This window comes from Robertmurraya kyonggiensis (assembly GCF_005116465.1).
In the GTDB taxonomy this organism is placed as follows: domain Bacteria; phylum Bacillota; class Bacilli; order Bacillales; family Cytobacillaceae; genus Robertmurraya; species Robertmurraya kyonggiensis.
Window position 1 is genome coordinate 1 of the sequence record NZ_SWBM01000005.1, and the last position, 16,100, is coordinate 16,100.

At 39.7% G+C, this 16,100-nt stretch carries 16 protein-coding genes and 1 tRNA gene; 16 read left to right on the plus strand and 1 reads right to left on the minus strand.

Annotated features, from left to right (window positions below):
* Window positions 1-697: 697 nt before the first annotated feature.
* From FA727_RS17625 to FA727_RS17645, 5 genes are all read left to right on the plus strand, one after another.
* Window positions 698-1,156 carry an NUDIX hydrolase gene (locus FA727_RS17625; protein ID WP_136832866.1) on the plus strand — a complete coding sequence of 153 codons (459 nt, stop codon included), beginning with the start codon at window positions 698-700 and terminating at the stop codon, window positions 1,154-1,156.
* A gap of 84 nt (window positions 1,157-1,240) precedes the next feature.
* Window positions 1,241-2,134: an RNase adapter RapZ gene (gene rapZ / locus FA727_RS17630; protein WP_136832867.1), complete on the plus strand. Its 894-nt coding sequence runs from the start codon at window positions 1,241-1,243 to the stop codon at window positions 2,132-2,134.
* Complete coding sequence (locus FA727_RS17635) at window positions 2,131-3,111, plus strand: gluconeogenesis factor YvcK family protein (RefSeq protein WP_136832868.1); 981 nt, start codon at window positions 2,131-2,133, stop codon at window positions 3,109-3,111. Before rapZ ends, FA727_RS17635 begins: the two co-directional genes overlap by 4 nt.
* A gap of 30 nt (window positions 3,112-3,141) precedes the next feature.
* Window positions 3,142-4,086, plus strand: a complete 945-nt coding sequence (gene whiA, locus FA727_RS17640; protein ID WP_136832869.1) for a DNA-binding protein WhiA — start codon at window positions 3,142-3,144, stop codon at window positions 4,084-4,086.
* A 51-nt stretch (window positions 4,087-4,137) separates the two neighbouring features.
* Complete coding sequence (locus FA727_RS17645) at window positions 4,138-4,392, plus strand: HPr family phosphocarrier protein (protein ID WP_126405458.1); 255 nt, start codon at window positions 4,138-4,140, stop codon at window positions 4,390-4,392.
* A 308-nt stretch (window positions 4,393-4,700) separates the two neighbouring features.
* Here the strand turns inward: FA727_RS17645 and clpP are convergent, their stop codons facing one another.
* Complete coding sequence (clpP, locus tag FA727_RS17650; RefSeq protein ID WP_136832870.1) at window positions 4,701-5,306, minus strand: ATP-dependent Clp endopeptidase proteolytic subunit ClpP; 606 nt, start codon at window positions 5,304-5,306, stop codon at window positions 4,701-4,703.
* A gap of 288 nt (window positions 5,307-5,594) precedes the next feature.
* Between clpP and FA727_RS17655 the strand changes: the two genes are divergently transcribed.
* The 11 genes from FA727_RS17655 (at window position 5,595) to gpmI (ending at window position 16,085) form a co-directional block, all read left to right on the plus strand.
* Window positions 5,595-5,666 (plus strand) — tRNA-Arg (locus FA727_RS17655).
* 253 nt (window positions 5,667-5,919) lie between these two features.
* Window positions 5,920-6,249, plus strand: a complete 330-nt coding sequence (locus FA727_RS17660; protein ID WP_136832871.1) for a hypothetical protein — start codon at window positions 5,920-5,922, stop codon at window positions 6,247-6,249.
* Between the two features lie 65 nt (window positions 6,250-6,314).
* Window positions 6,315-6,965: an HAD family hydrolase gene (locus tag FA727_RS17665; protein ID WP_136832872.1), complete on the plus strand. Its 651-nt coding sequence runs from the start codon at window positions 6,315-6,317 to the stop codon at window positions 6,963-6,965.
* 252 nt (window positions 6,966-7,217) lie between these two features.
* The gene (locus tag FA727_RS17670) at window positions 7,218-8,303 is read left to right on the plus strand and encodes a SirB2 family protein (RefSeq protein WP_136832873.1); all 1,086 of its coding nucleotides are present in this window, start codon (window positions 7,218-7,220) and stop codon (window positions 8,301-8,303) included.
* Window positions 8,304-8,512: 209 nt separating this feature from the next.
* Window positions 8,513-9,829, plus strand: a complete 1,317-nt coding sequence (gene rpoN, locus FA727_RS17675) for an RNA polymerase factor sigma-54 (RefSeq protein WP_136832874.1) — start codon at window positions 8,513-8,515, stop codon at window positions 9,827-9,829.
* Window positions 9,822-10,100 carry a glutaredoxin family protein gene (locus FA727_RS17680; protein WP_170209284.1) on the plus strand — a complete coding sequence of 93 codons (279 nt, stop codon included), beginning with the start codon at window positions 9,822-9,824 and terminating at the stop codon, window positions 10,098-10,100. The genes rpoN and FA727_RS17680 overlap by 8 nt, the downstream gene beginning before the upstream one ends.
* 187 nt (window positions 10,101-10,287) lie before the next feature.
* Entirely contained in the window at window positions 10,288-11,310 is a 1,023-nt protein-coding gene (locus tag FA727_RS17685) for a sugar-binding transcriptional regulator (RefSeq protein ID WP_136832876.1), read from the plus strand.
* A 78-nt stretch (window positions 11,311-11,388) separates the two neighbouring features.
* A complete protein-coding gene (gap, locus tag FA727_RS17690; RefSeq protein WP_136832877.1) occupies window positions 11,389-12,396 on the plus strand; it encodes a type I glyceraldehyde-3-phosphate dehydrogenase in 1,008 nt (335 codons plus the stop codon).
* 179 nt (window positions 12,397-12,575) lie between these two features.
* Window positions 12,576-13,760 (plus strand): phosphoglycerate kinase, encoded by a 1,185-nt coding sequence (locus FA727_RS17695; protein WP_136832878.1) that lies wholly within the window; start codon window positions 12,576-12,578, stop codon window positions 13,758-13,760.
* 38 nt (window positions 13,761-13,798) lie between these two features.
* Window positions 13,799-14,560: a triose-phosphate isomerase gene (gene tpiA, locus FA727_RS17700; protein ID WP_136832879.1), complete on the plus strand. Its 762-nt coding sequence runs from the start codon at window positions 13,799-13,801 to the stop codon at window positions 14,558-14,560.
* Window positions 14,553-16,085 (plus strand): 2,3-bisphosphoglycerate-independent phosphoglycerate mutase, encoded by a 1,533-nt coding sequence (gene gpmI, locus FA727_RS17705; RefSeq protein ID WP_136832880.1) that lies wholly within the window; start codon window positions 14,553-14,555, stop codon window positions 16,083-16,085. Before tpiA ends, gpmI begins: the two co-directional genes overlap by 8 nt.
* The last annotated feature ends 15 nt before the right edge of the window (window positions 16,086-16,100 follow it).

Here is a 16,100-nt window from a genome sequence, read left to right on the forward strand (position 1 = left end):
GCGGTAAATTTAAAGAGGATAGCAGGCATACTATCCTCTAAAGCAGCTATATAATCTCTCATTTTCGATTTCCGATCAAAGTATCTAAAAAAATACCCCACTTTTTCAGTGGTCTCGAAGGGCCTATGAAGACATTGTTAATAGGAATCCGGCGTATAGTGTCTTTATGAAAGGTCCATGAGGACGTTGTTGAGAGTGATCTGGTGAATAGTGTCTTCATGAAGAGCTCATGAAGACATTGGTAATAGGGATCCGGCAGATAGTGTCTTTATGAAAGGTTCATGCGGACATTATGGAGAGCTTTCCAGCAAATAGTGTCTTCATGAACCACAGAAAAGTTAAAAATAGCTGGACTTGCTTTTTGGCCGCACTCCACCACACAAAACACTCAAAACAGTCCATTAGCCCTACAAAAATCGCGGAGAAAGTTTCCAAAGGGACCAAAATTTACAAAACGTCATTCCCTTTTAACCCTACTGTAACAGTAGTGAAATAATAATCAGTTATTATAAGAATAGAAATTGACCCCCTTTTAAAATATATATACTTTGGACAGCACAAGGAAACTTGTGCTATTTTTTTTGTCGCAAAATACTTCGCTGTCCAATTCATTGTGACGACTTCTTAAAAATAGTATAATTAAGATAGATGGAGATTGGTCGTTTTTATATTGTGTGTTGAGACTGAGGTGAAAAATATGCAACGGGTAACAAATTGCGTGTTAATGAAGGATGACAAGGTTCTTTTATTACAGAAGCCGAGAAGAGGTTGGTGGGTTGCACCTGGTGGAAAAATGGAGCCAGGAGAATCTGTACGAGATTCCTGTATTCGTGAATTTCGTGAAGAGACCGGAATCTATTTGAAAAATCCGAGCCTTAAAGGGATTTTCACCTTTATTATGAAGGACGGAGACCAAGTGCTATCCGAGTGGATGATGTTCACCTTTTTCGCAACAGATGCTGACGGTATTCACGTGGAAGAGTCTGAGGAAGGGAAGCTTTCTTGGCATACTATTGATGAAATGAAAAATTTACCGATGGCAGAAGGCGACTATCATATTTTAGACTACATGGTACAAGGAAAAGGAATCATCTATGGTACCTTCACATATACAGAGGACTTTAAGCTGATTCAGTACAGACTTGACCCAAGTTAAACGTATATCCTTTTAGCCTTAAAAAGCATAATCTATAAAAAACAATATCGGCACTCTCGGAATGAAATAACAGGGGGAATGAATATGAGTACCGGAGCGGTTAATGATACACAAATGGTGATTATAACAGGGATGTCAGGCGCTGGTAAAACAGTTGCTATTCAAAGTTTTGAGGATTTAGGATTTTTTTGTGTAGATAATTTACCTCCTACTCTGTTACCTAAATTTCTTGAGCTCATGGAGGATGCAGGGAACAAAATGAACAAGGTCGCCTTGGTTATGGATTTACGAGGCCGAGAATTTTTTGACCATTTATTTAAAGCCCTTGACGATTTAACAGAAACCTCATGGGTGACGCCGCAAATTTTATTTTTAGATGCAGATGATTCGACACTTGTGAGAAGATATAAAGAAACAAGGCGTTCTCATCCGCTTGCACCATCGGGTCTTCCTCTAGAAGGGATCCAAATGGAAAGAGATCTTTTAGAAGAACTTAAGGGTAGAGCACAAATCATTTACAATACGTCAAAAATAAAGCCGAAGGAATTGAGAGAACGAATCATTTCCGAGTTTTCTGCGAACAACAAATCGACGTTTACAGTCAATGTGATGTCGTTTGGCTTTAAGCACGGCCTGCCAATTGACGCTGATTTAGTATTTGATGTGCGCTTCTTACCGAATCCTCACTATATCGATCATATGAGACCGAAGACAGGATTGGATGAGGAAGTCTACAATTATGTTTTAAAATGGAATGAAACGAATAAGTTTCTCGAAAAGGTTACAGGGTTGTTAAGCTTTATGCTCCCTCACTATAAAAGAGAGGGAAAATCTCAGCTCGTGATTGCGATAGGTTGTACAGGTGGACAGCACCGATCCGTAGCATTAACGGAATATATTGCGAACTATTTTTCAAATGACTACCATACACGAATTACGCACCGAGACATCGAAAGGAGAAAGGAACAAACACCATGACCAAAAACGGACAGCCAAAAATAGTCATCATCGGCGGTGGAACCGGCTTGCCTGTTTTATTAAGAGGCTTGAAAAAGTATCCTCTTGATATCACAGCAGTCGTGACTGTTGCGGATGACGGTGGAAGCTCTGGACGTTTAAGGGACGAAATGGATATTCCTCCTCCGGGAGACATCCGTAATGTATTAGCCGCCTTATCCGATGTAGAGCCTTTAATAGAAGAAATGTTCCAGCATCGATTCACCTCGAATGAGTTATCCGGCCATTCGCTTGGGAACTTGATCCTTGCTGCGATGACATCAATAACCGGGAATTTTGTTCATGCCATTCAAGAAATGAGCAAGGTGCTAAATGTGAACGGCAGAGTATTACCAGCCGCAACTGAAAGTGTCGTGCTCCATGCTGAAATGGAAGATGGAACGATCGTTTCAGGAGAATCGAAAATTCCTTACTCTGGGAAAAAGATCAAGCGTGTGTTCTTAACGCCTGAAATTGCCCAGCCGCTTCCAGAAACGATTCATGCAATCCGCCAGGCTGATTTGATCATCCTCGGACCTGGAAGTCTTTTTACAAGTATTTTGCCAAATCTCCTTGTACCGAAGCTTGGACAGGAGGTTGCTCGCGCGAAGGCGAAAAAAGTCTATATTTGTAACCTCATGACGCAGGCGGGTGAAACACTTGATTTTACCGCAAGTGATCATGTAAAAGCGTTATATAACCATATGAAGTGCTCATTTTTGGATACGATTTTGGTTAATAGCGAAAACATACCAGAGTCGATTCTAAATCGATACAGTGAAGAATTCGCGAAGCCGGTCCACTTTGATTTTAACCATTTATATGAACTTGGGTTAGAAGTGGTACAGGGTGAAATCATGTCCTTGGAAAACGGTGTGATTCGCCATGACACGAAAGAAGTGGCTAGCATTTTATACAATTTATTAATAAATGAAACCAATAAGAGATATAAAGCGTAAATAGTTATTGGGGTTTAAGGGGGTGTAGGGTTGTCATTCGCTTCAGAAACTAAGAAAGAATTAACGAATATAGAATCAAAAGATTGCTGCAGCAAAGCTGAATTATCCGCTCTGATTCGAATGAATGGGTCCTTATCCTTTTCCAATCGTAAGTTAGTTGTTGATATCCAAACGGAAAACGCTGCCATTGCTAGAAGAATTTACACATTAATTAAGAAAAAATACGATGCTCAGGTTGAACTGTTAGTGCGTAAGAAGATGCGCCTGAAAAAGAACAACGTCTACATCGTAAGACTTTCTCAGCAAGCCAAAGAAATTCTTGAGGATTTGAAAATTTTACAAGAAGGCTTTGTGTTCACGCATGACATTTCTGAGGAGTTGGTGAAAAAGAAGTGTTGCAAACGTTCCTATTTGCGCGGTTCTTTTCTCGCTGGCGGTTCCGTCAATAATCCAGAAACGTCATCTTATCATCTAGAAATATCCTCCCTGTATAAAGAACATAATGATGCCTTATGTGCATTAATGAATACATTTGATCTCAATAGCAAGACGTTAGAACGTAAAAAAGGCTATATTACTTACCTAAAGGAAGCAGAGAAAATTACGGAGTACTTAAACATTATTGGTGCCCATACTGCATTATTGAAATTTGAGGATGTACGAATAGTCCGTGATATGCGAAATTCCGTGAACCGCCTCGTTAATTGTGAGACGGCGAATTTGAATAAAACGATTGGTGCCTCTTTGCGACAAGTGGAGAATATCCGCTTTATCCGAGATACAGTAGGTTTAGAGATTTTACCTGACAAGCTTCGGGAAATTGCCGAACTTCGGGTAGCCTATCAAGACGTTACGTTAAAAGAGCTTGGTGAAATGGTTTCAAGTGGGCAAATTAGTAAATCGGGCATTAATCATCGCTTACGTAAAATCGATGAAATCGCCGATAAGCTAAGAGCTGGAGAACCGGTTAAATAAGCATTTTTGCTTTTTATAGAAATAGAGAGTCGATGTTGGGGAGGAAGAGAAATGGTAGAAAAGCAGGTTGAGGTTAAGTTAAAGACTGGTCTACAAGCACGTCCGGCTGCATTGTTTGTGCAAGAGGCGACTCGATTTTCAGCTGATGTGTACATCGAAAAAGATGGCAAAAAGGTCAATGCGAAGAGTATTATGGGGCTTATGAGCCTAGCAATTAACTCGGGAGCTCAGATCACCCTCATTACCGAGGGCAGCGACGAAAACGAAGCACTCGAAGCACTAGCAGAGTACGTTCAACAAGATTAAGATTTGGATAAGGGGAAGTTACCTTTTTTGGGGGTAGCTTCTTTTTTTGTTTGGGTGTTTTTTGTTTGGAAAGTGTGAACATGTGGAAAACTGAGATAGGTGTCAGCATGTGAATCGCCAATGTGGACATGAAAAAGTGGATAACTTTGAAAGAAGTCCACATGGAGTTGTTCATAAAGGGAAGAAATGGGTGGAAACAGTGAGAGTTATCCACATGAACTTCAGTAGATATTCCAGCAAAACAAAAAGACCGTACCCGAAAAAGGTCACTTCAATAACCTTGCTCAGGAACGGTCTCTCATCTAAAATTATTTATCTTTTTTCTCATCTAAAAGATTGCGTGTGATGATGTGGTCAACTAAGCCATACTCTTTTGCTTTTTCAGCAGTCATGAAATTGTCGCGGTCAGTATCTTTCGCGATTACTTCAAGTGGCTGCCCAGTACGCTCAGCTAGGATTGTGTTTAGTTTTTCGCGTAGGAAAAGGATGCGCTTAGCAGCGATTTCGATTTCCGTTGCTTGACCTTGAGCACCACCAAGTGGTTGGTGAATCATTACTTCAGCGTTTGGAAGAGCGTAACGCTTCCCTTTTTCACCAGCTGCTAAAAGGAATGCACCCATAGATGCTGCCATACCGATACAAATTGTTTGTACATTTGGCTTTAAGTATTGCATTGTATCATAAATCGCCATACCCGCTGTAATGCTTCCACCTGGGCTATTGATATAAAGAGTGATATCTTTTTCAGGATTTTCAGCTTCTAAGAATAAAAGCTGTGCAACAATGGAGTTTGCTACATTATCGTCAATAGCGCTGCCAAGCATGATAATACGATCTTTTAAAAGACGAGAATAGATGTCATATGCACGTTCACCGCGATTTGTTTGTTCAATAACTGTAGGGATCAAATTCATTTTTGTTCCTCCTTATTATGTAAAAATATAGGCTTAAACCTGTAAATCCAAATACTACGTTATGTAAGTTATGATACACTGATAGTCAAAAAAGGTCAAACAATTCGACTGAATCTTCATCAGGATTTCTTCGACTTTTTTCGCATGAATCGCACCTCTCCATCTTAACCAATCTCACCATAGAATAGACAGGCTTTTGTGGAAAATTTCGCCTTGCAAACATAGGTGAGTTGACATATAATAGGAAAGCGTATTGTTCGTGTAGCTAGCGTCAGCGCTTTTTATTTTGCCCTCGTGGTGCAACGGATAGCACGTAAGATTCCGGTTCTTAAAATGGGGGTTCGATTCCCTCCGAGGGCGTCATAAATATTGTAATATAGGGCTTCTATGCATTTTGCATAGGAGTCTTTTTGTTTTCGAATATCCTGAAAAAACTATTTGCGATATTTGTAGGAATGAATATCACCCATACTACTTTCTACCTGGTTTTTTTGAACTGCAAAATTTTAAGAGGGTTTCAATTCGCTCATGGAGAATAATGTGGAGGGGAGAGTTCATAATGAATATGAGAAAATTGAAAAAACCAGAGGAATGTAATCGATAATTCTAAAAGGTGGGGATTTGTATTACTATTGCAACTGTAGATATCAAAGTATCAAATTATGAATTAGACCTAAGTGGTCGTGAAAAGAAAATTTTAGCCGTATTACTTTTAAACCTATGTGCGCAAGCAAATGTTCAGGTTACAGCACAAAGTATGGCAATGAACGCGTTAGAAAAAGATGCTGAGGATATTATGCATTTTCAATTTGAATGGCAATCTTCTCTCTCCCTTGATACATATCAGAAATTCAAAGAAGGGGTAGAACGAAGATTTAAAACAGCTTTACAAATGTGTGAAGTTGAGGGGAATCATATTACATTCGCGGAAAACAATTATTAAGCATGTACGGGGGACCTATTCTTTTTAAGAAAGGTCCTTTTAATCATAGTAAAAGGAGATTTAGTATGGCGAAGTATAAACTTATCCTCTTAGATCTGGATGGTACGCTTTCAGACCCGAAAGAAGGAATCACAAAATCAGTTCAATACGCATTACAGAGGTTGGGCATAAACGAACCTAACTTAGATAAGCTGGAACCTTTCATTGGACCGCCACTTCAACAATCATTTGCTGAATACTACAACTTTAATGAAAAACAGACACAACAAGCCATATACTTTTACAGAGAAAGATTCAAACAAAAAGGCATGTATGAAAATGAGCTGTATCCCGAAATCCCTCAACTATTAAAATCACTCCAAGAACAACATCTAACTCTAATAGTAGCAACCTCGAAGCCGACCATTTTTGCGGAGCAAATCATAAAGTATTTTAATATTGAACAATATTTCAGCCTTATAGTCGGGAGCAATCTAGATGGAACAAGAACATCGAAAACCGACGTAATTCAGTACATCATAAACAAATACAATGACCATCCCTTAGAAGACTTCGTAATGATTGGAGATCGGAAACATGATATTATCGGAGCAAATACTCTCCAAATTGACTCCATTGGCGTCACGTATGGTTACGGCTCGACCAATGAATTGAGAAAAGAAAATGCAACCTATATTGCGCACACATTGGATGACATTATAGAGCTATTAATTTAAGGTAATAGTGAAGATATTTCTCCGAAACTTACAAATAATGGAGAATGTTCGAATTTGTTAATAATGAGCTATGCATATAAATAAAGATAGAATGTAGCTAAATGATGGGTTTGATTCATTTGATTTTCAACAAAATTTCAACAGTTAATTAAAACCTTTCCCTTTTTATGGATATTGATATTACCAAAAGACTGGTAAATATGATAGAGTTAGTTGGTTGATAGATTTATTTAGAAAAAGGGGAGATATTTGTTGTTTAATTTCTTGGCAATTATAGGTTTAATTGGTTTTGTTGTATTTATAGTTCTGGGTATTATTGCTCTTTTTAAAAGAAACAAGAAAGCGAAAAAAAGATTTGGTATTGCTCTAGGTCTGTTCGTGCTATTTTTGATTGGTGCGATTAATGCGCCTAGCTCAGAGGAAAAAACTACTGAGGATGTTGCTGATGTGGCAACTGATGAATCCAAGAAGGAAGAAAAGGAAGAACCTAAAAAGGAAGAAAAGAAACAGCCAGCAACAATCGCAGAAGTTAAGGCTGCTATTACAAAAGGTATGTCTGATGAAGAGTTTAAAACAGCGAAAGACAGTCTGAATGTTGAACATCCAAAAAGTATTTCTATCGGTAATGGCAATGTAGGGTATGTTTTACAGGCAACAGATGGAATTTTGGTTGCAAATACAGATGGTGAGAAAATTCTTGAAGTGATTGAGTTTAAGACTATGGAAGAATTAGATAAATATGAAAGTGATGCAGTAGCTAAAGCAGAGGCAGAAGCAAAAGAACTTGCAAAAAAGGAATTTGAAGAATCAAAAATACCTGTAAGTGGTTCTGGAGATACAGCTACAGATGCAATAAAATTAAATGCAGGATTCGCGATATTTGATGGCTCTCATACAGGTGGTTCAAATTTTGCAGTTATCCTTCAGGATGAAAATGGAAATGACATGGAGTTATTAGTAAACACAATCGGAAGCTATAAAGGAAAAACTTTTGCTGAAATTCCTGCTGATGGGAATTATTATCTGAATGTAACTGCTGGAGGTAAATGGAACTTTAGTATTTATCAAACACCACCAGTTGATGTCATAGATGCTCCAACTACTTTAGAGGGGACTGGAGACGATGTTGTTTTCTTCAATACAACAAGTGGTAATCACAAGTTTACTTTCAACCATTCAGGATCAAGTAACTTTGCTGTTTTATTAAACGGTTCTGATTTGTTGGTTAACGAAATAGGAACTTACCAAGGTTCTACACGAACACAATTAGAAACTGATGGCTACTATTGTTTCGTTATTACAGCTGATGGAAAATGGTCTGTAAATATTGAAAAGTAATTTTTCACTCGGATAACTTATATCTGAGTCAAAAAGTTTGTGAAAATTTAAGGTTATGTCGATGAAGATATTGAGTCTCCTGTCTTTAAAAAAGGCGGGGGACTTTTTTATTTAGAGCAAATGCACCTAAATTACCGTGTCAACTCCCATAACATTACCATTCACCAATCCTCGTGCTTCATGTAAAATGAAGGAAGGGGGAATGTGAGATGAATTTGAAGCCTGGTTTATGGCAACAGCAAACTCTAAAACTTCAGATGACGCAAGAATTGTCTCAGGCGATTGCGTTATTGCAATATTCCACTCAAGAGCTGTCCTCTTTTTTAGAAGAAAAAGCGATCGAGAATCCCCTTCTGAAGATCGAACCTGGGCAATCGATCGATTCTAAGCGGGGGCGCTCCAAAGGAAAAATTCAAAAAGACAAACAAAGCTGGATTGAACAAATCGGTTCAGAAAATAAAACATTAGATGTGTACTTGCAATCGCAAATAAATATGAGACGTCTTTCAGAGGAAGAGCGTATCGTCATCGATGAACTCATATATCATATTGATGAAAACGGCTATCTTTGTGCAAGCTTAGAAGAAATCGCTGCCAAATTAAACACGTCAACACACAAGGTCGAAGAAGGGCTCACTATTATTCAAGAACTGGAACCGGCAGGAATAGGAGCAAGAGACCTAAAGGAATGTCTCCTCTTGCAGCTTACACGACAAGAACGAAGACATGAGCTCGCAGAAAGAATCATTCAAGATTACTTCACTCTTTTTGCCGAAAAGAAGTGGAAGGAACTTGCGAAGTTGCTAAGAGTGACACCAGCTGAGATTCAGCAAGTGTATGATGCCATTCAAGTCTTAAATCCGAGACCAGCATCCATATTTCAAAGAGATCCAGCGGTTTATATTATTCCGGATGTGGTCATAAAATGGGATGGAGAAGCGTTCAGCATTAGCGTCTTTGATGAAGCTTTGCCGAAGATCAGCTTCAATGACCAGTACTATAAGCAATTTGCATCACATCAAGATAAACAGGTTGGCCGTTTCCTTCAAGAAAAGCAGCAGGATTATTTCTGGATTGTCAGAGCACTCGAACAACGGAAAGAAACGTTAACAAAAGTGGCTGTGAAAATCGTGGAGAAACAGCAGGACTTTTTTACAAAAGGGCCTGCCTACTTGAAACCGATGACGATGAAGGATATTTCAGAGGAATTGGAAATTCACGAGTCAACCGTGAGTCGAGCGGTGCGAGAGAAATATGCGCAAACTCCGTTTGGGTTATATGATTTGAAATTCTTTTTCTCGAGTACGATTCAAACGACTTCAAGTGAAAGTGCATCGTCTCAGCAAGTGAGAGACCTAATGAAAACACTCGTAGAGCAGGAAAATAAGCAGAAGCCTTTGTCTGACCAAGTAATTGTAAACGCACTCAATGAAGAAAATGGAATTGTCGTCTCGCGTAGAACGATTGCGAAATACCGGGACCAGCTCGGGATTCCGTCTTCATCTAAGCGAAAACGCTATGAATAGAGAGGTTCAAGCAGTGAAAACAATTGTGAAGCTATATACACGAAAAGGCTGCCATCTTTGCGAAAATGGCAAGTCGATTCTTTTAAAATTGAAGGAAAAATGGGATTTCCATTATGTTGAAGCAGATATCGACGAAAGTGATGAATTAACGGAAAAGTACGGAATCATGATTCCGGTCATTGAAGTGGATGGGGAAGAGGTTCAATTCGGGCAAATCGACGAATGGACAATTGAGGAAGCACTTTCGAAAACGGCGAAGTTGCTATCCTGATGGCTGGTAAAAGGGAACCCTCCGATATATCGAGCCCATATTGCAAAAAACAACACTTATAGCTTGAAATATAAAAACACCCCTGTTAAAATGAAAATGTGGCTGGGGTGATTTTTTTTGGTTCGAGTGGGACATAATACGTCCATAGGGGACAAAAAAGGACCACTAAGGATTAAAGGAGCAAATCATGAGTTACTCATTGGTAGAGATACAAAAAAGATTATTACCTGATTTACTTCCTGTTATGCAAAGGAGATACGATATTCTCCAATACATAAGCTTGATGGAACCAGTCGGAAGAAGAAGCCTCTCTGTGAGCCTAGGGCTAACTGAAAGAATTCTTCGAGGTGAGGTTTCCTTGCTCAAAGAGCAAAATCTTATACATATCGCCAGTATCGGGATGAGCTTGACGCCTGAGGGTCATGAAGTTCTTGAAGGACTTCAAACCATGATGAGAGAGCTATCTGGCTTAAACTCATTAGAAGAACAAGTAAAAAAACGTCTCGGCGTGGAAAAAGTCATCATTGTATCTGGAGATAGTGATGAGTCTCCTTGGGTCAAGAGTGAATTGGGAAGAGCAAGCGCAACTTGTATGAAAGGAATGCTTGAGGGAGAAAATATAATTGCTGTGACTGGGGGCACCACGATGGCTGCTGTAGCTGAAATGTTAACCCCGGAATTAGGCAAAGACATTCTCTTTGTTCCTGCAAGAGGTGGAATTGGTGAAGACGTAAAAAATCAAGCCAATACCATTTGTGCGAAGATGGCAGAAAAAGCCCAAGCCAAGCATCGCGTTCTTTATGTTCCAGACCAAGTAAGCAATGAAATGTATCAAACGATTGTGAAAGAACCGCTGATTCATGAAGTGTTAACATTGATCAAATCCGCAAACATTGTTTTGCATGGAATTGGAGATGCTATCACAATGGCGAAACGTCGCAAGACATCCGCTAGTGACCTTGAAAAAATTCGTGAAAAGAAAGCCGTCAGTGAAGCATTTGGCTATTATTTTAACGAAGATGGGGAAATCGTCCATAAGGTCCATACGATTGGATTACAGCTGAAGGATATTGCAGACGTTGAACATGTCATCGCCGTAGCTGGGGGAGCATCAAAGGCAAAAGCCATTCGCTCTTATATGAAGCAAGACCGGCAAAACACCATCTTAATAACAGATGAAGGTGCCGCAAAAGAATTGTTGATTAAGTAAATTTCATATTAAGTTTTTGTGGAATTTGCCTAAACAGGCTATATTTTAGCCTAATATATATTAGAGGAGGAAATAAACATGGCAGTAAAAATTGGTATTAATGGTTTTGGTCGTATCGGCCGTAACGTTTTACGCGCAGCTTTAAGAAATCCAAACGTAGAGGTAGTAGCAGTTAACGATTTAACTGATGCTAACATGCTTGCTCACCTTTTAAAATATGATTCTGTACACGGAATCTTAAACGAAGAAGTGTCAGTTGATGGCGATTCTTTAGTAGTAGGTGGCAAAAAGATCAAGGTTATCGCTGAACGCGATCCAGCTCAATTAGGTTGGGGAAATCTTGGAGTAGAAGTAGTTGTTGAATCAACTGGACGTTTCACAGATCGTAAAGATGCTGCGAAACACTTAGAAGCAGGTGCAAAGAAAGTTATCATCTCTGCTCCAGCATCTAATGAAGATATCACAATCGTTATGGGTGTTAACGAAGACAAGTACGATGCAGCTAACCATGATGTTATCTCTAACGCATCTTGTACTACAAACTGCTTAGCTCCATTTGCTAAAGTATTAAACGACAAGTTCGGAATCAACCGTGGAATGATGACAACAGTTCACTCATACACAAATGACCAACAAATCTTAGATTTACCACATAAAGATTACCGTCGTGCTCGTGCAGCTGCAGAGAACATGATCCCAACTTCAACTGGTGCTGCTAAAGCTGTTGCTCTAGTATTACCTGAATTAAAAGGTAAATTAAACGGTGGCGCTATCCGCGTACCAACACCAAACGTTTCTTTAGTTGACTTAGTAGCTGAGCTTGGTAAAGAAGTAACTGTTGATGAAATCAACGCTGCTTTAAAAGAAGCTGCTGAAGGCGATCTTAAAGGAATCCTTGGTTACAGCGAATTACCATTAGTATCTGGTGACTACAATGGTAACACTGCTTCTTCAACTATCGATGCTCTTTCTACTATGGTTATGGAAGGCAACATGGTAAAAGTAATTTCTTGGTACGATAACGAAACTGGTTACTCTAACCGTGTAGTAGACTTAGTTGACTATATCGCTAAAAAAGGTCTCTAAGATAAGGTTTTAATCCGAATTGGATTTGGATATTAGGATGCGTAACATCTAGGTAATGCAAAAAGTGTATAATTTTACCACTAACTGCGTATTGCTAAAGGTGTTAATCATCGAATTACTTGAAAAAGGGGAGCGGGGAAGATTCCCCCTCTCCTTTTCTTATTTTAGGAGGTCATGTGATGAATAAGAAGAGTGTTAAGGATATCGATTTAAAAGGCAAAACGGTATTTTGTCGTGTGGATTTCAACGTACCAATGAAGGACGGACAAATCACTGATGAAACACGTATTAAAGCAGCAATTCCAACAATCAAATACCTAATCGAAAATGGTGCTAAGGTTCTTTTAGCAAGCCATTTAGGTCGTCCAAAAGGTGCAGTTGTTGAAGAATTACGCTTAACTCCAGTGGCAAAGCGTTTAGGCGAGCTACTTAGAAAAGACGTGAAAAAAGTTGACGAGGCTTACGGTGAAGCTGTTAAAGCTGAAGTTGCAAAACTAAACGAAGGCGACGTTCTTGTCCTTGAAAACGTTCGTTTTTACCCAGGTGAAGAAAAGAACGATGCAGAATTAGCAAAAGCATTCGCAGAACTTGCAGACGTGTATGTGAACGATGCTTTCGGAGCTGCACACCGTGCTCATGCTTCAACTGAAGGAATCGCGCATCACCTTCCAGCTGTTTCTGGACTTTTAATGGAAAAAGAATTGGATGTTCTTGGTAAGGCTCTTTCTAATCCTGAAAGACCGTTCACTGCAATCGTTGGTGGAGCAAAGGTTAAGGATAAGATTGGGGTTATCGAAAATCTATTAGATAAAGTAGACAACCTAATCATCGGTGGAGGACTTGCTTATACTTTCGTAAAAGCTCAAGGTCATGAAATCGGAAAATCTCTTTTAGAAGAAGATAAGATTGATTTAGCAAATAAATACATGAAATTAGCTGAAGAAAAAGGCGTTAAATTCTATATGCCTCTTGATGTAATTGTTTCTGACGATTTCTCTGAAGATGCAAATACAAAGGCTGTTTCAATTGAAGAAATTCCTGCTGATTGGGAAGCACTTGATATTGGACCAAAAACGCGTGAGCTATATGCAAACGTAATCCAAGATTCTAAGCTTGTAATCTGGAATGGACCAATGGGCGTGTTTGAATTAAACAAATTCGCAAACGGTACAAAAGCAGTAGCAGAAGCATTAGCTGAAGCAAACGATACATATTCTGTAATCGGTGGTGGAGATTCAGCTGCAGCTGTTGAAAAATTCCATCTTGCTGACCGCATGAGCCATATCTCAACAGGTGGTGGTGCATCACTTGAATTCATGGAAGGCAAAGTTCTTCCAGGTGTCGTTGCTTTAAACGACAAGTAATCTATAGGTACCTGGTACCGGAGAAAGGATGAATTTCTTTGCGTAAACCAATTATTGCAGGTAACTGGAAAATGCACAAAACAATCTCTGAAGCGAAAAGCTTTTTGGAGGAAGTAAAAGGTTTAGTTCCTTCAAATGAGAAAGTAGATTCAGTTGTTTGTGCACCTGCGTTATTTCTAGACAGCTTAGTAGAACTTTCTAATGACTATGATGTAGAAATCGGTGCACAAAACATGCACTTCGAAGAAAGCGGTGCGTTCACTGGCGAAACTAGCCCAGTTTCTCTTGCTGATATCGGCGTAAAATACGTGATTTTAGGACATTCAGAGCGTCGTGAAATGTTCAACGAAACAGATGAAGCAGTAAACAAGAAAACTCTTGCTGCGTTCAAACATAATTTAACTCCAATCGTTTGCTGTGGGGAAACTCTTGAAGAGCGTGAAAGCGGCAAAACGAACGCATTAGTTGGAGACCAAGTGAAAAAAGCATTAGTTGGTTTAACAGCTGAGCAAGCGAAGCAAACTGTTATTGCTTATGAGCCAATTTGGGCAATCGGTACTGGTAAATCTTCAACATCAGCAGATGCAAACGAAGTATGTGCACATATTCGTTCTGTAGTAGCTGAACAATTTTCACAAGACGTGGCAGATGCAATCCGCATTCAATACGGCGGTAGCGTGAAGCCTGAGAACATCAAAGAATACATGGCACAGCCTGATATCGATGGCGCTCTAGTTGGTGGAGCTAGCTTAGAGGCTCGTTCTTTCCTTCAATTATTGGAGGCAGGTCAGTATGAGTAAATCACCTGTTGCTTTAATTATTCTTGATGGCTTTGCATGCCGTGATGAAGTGAAAGGAAATGCTGTTGCACAGGCGAAAAAGCCAAACTTTGATCGCTTATGGAACCAGTTCCCTCATTCTCATCTAACGGCTTCTGGTGAGGCTGTAGGTCTTCCAGAAGGCCAAATGGGAAACTCTGAGGTTGGTCACTTAAACATCGGTGCTGGCCGCGTTGTTTACCAAAGCTTAACTCGTGTGAATGTTGCCATCCGTGATGGTGAGTTTGTTGAAAACGAAACAATCAATGGTGCAATGGATCATGCGAAAAAGAATGGTACAAACCTTCACCTGTTCGGATTATTGTCTGATGGTGGCGTACACAGTCATATTCACCATATGTATGCTCTATTAAAAATGGCTGCTGAAAAAGGTGTGGAAAAAGTCTACGTACATGGCTTCTTAGATGGTCGTGATGTTGGTCCACAAACAGCACCTACATATGTGAAAGAAGCATTGGAGAAAATGAAGGAGTATGGCGTTGGCGAGTTTGCTACCATCTCTGGTCGTTACTACTCTATGGACCGTGACAAGCGTTGGGAGCGTGTAGAAAAGTCCTATCGCGCGATGGTTTATGGAGAAGGTCCAACTTACTCTGACCCATTAGAGTTAATCGAGGATTCTTATAAAAATGGAATCTATGACGAGTTCGTTCTTCCTTCAGTTATGACAAAGGAAAACGGCGAGCCAGTTGCAACGATTCAGGACAATGATGCTGTTATTTTCTATAACTTCCGTCCTGACCGGGCCATTCAGATTTCTAACACGTTCACAAACAAGGATTTCCGTTCTTTTGATCGAGGACCGAAACACCCTGAGAACCTGTATTTTGTTTGTATGACTCACTTTAGCGAAACAGTGGACGGATATGTTGCGTTCAAACCAACAAACCTAGATAATACTCTTGGTGAGGTTTTATCACAAAACGGCTTAAAGCAACTTCGTATTGCTGAAACCGAAAAATATCCACACGTTACCTTCTTTATGAGTGGAGGACGTGAAGCTGAGTTCCCTGGTGAGAAGCGAATTCTAATCAATTCACCGAAGGTTGCTACATATGATTTACAGCCAGAAATGAGCGCGTATGAAGTAACAGATGCTTTACTTGCTGAAATCGAAGCGGACAGTGTGGATGCGATTATTTTAAACTTCGCAAACCCTGATATGGTTGGCCATTCTGGAATGCTTGAGCCAACAATTAAAGCAATCGAAACGGTTGACGAATGTCTTGGCCGTATCATTGATTTAATTTTACAAAAAGGTGGCGCAGCAATTATTACGGCTGACCACGGAAATGCCGATGAGGTTGTAACCTTAGAAGGCAGCCCGATGACAGCTCACACAACGAACCCTGTTCCTGTTATCGTAACGAAGGAAGGTTTGGAGCTTCGTGACGGTGGTATTCTTGGTGATTTAGCACCAACAATGCTTGACCTATTGAAAGTAGCAAAGCCAGCTGAAATGACTGGTACTAGCTTAATTAAGTAATGATTTCGGACACTG